Origin of the sequence: Pseudomonas sp. SIMBA_068, from assembly GCF_046534705.1 — a bacterium.
GTDB lineage: Bacteria > Pseudomonadota > Gammaproteobacteria > Pseudomonadales > Pseudomonadaceae > Aquipseudomonas > Aquipseudomonas putida.
Window position 1 is genome coordinate 1 of the sequence record NZ_JAWRYI010000831.1, and the last position, 261, is coordinate 261.

Consider the following 261-nt stretch of genomic DNA (forward strand, 5'->3'; position numbering starts at 1 on the left):
GCTCACCGCTTTCCTGCGCCCGTGCAGCCAATGTGTCGCGTATCCGCTGTGGGATGCCGCTCAATTCGGACTCATCGGCAATACTCAGCCCTGGCCGGTTGATGTTGCTGCGAAATGCGTTGCAGGCAACAGCGATCTGCGCCTGAAGGTCTGCCAGGCGCGCCTTGCCAGCGGCATCGAGCAACGCCCCGCTGGAGGCGAACTTGTCCAGATGCCAACGCAAGGTGGCGCGTTTCTGGGCATCCAACTGCTTGCCAATGT

Annotated in this window: 1 pseudogene; it reads right to left on the bottom strand. The window is 61.7% G+C overall.

Annotation, left to right across the window (positions count from 1 at the left end):
- A pseudogene (locus tag SB756_RS31655) lies at positions 1–261 on the bottom strand (peptidase M3); the annotation flags it as partial.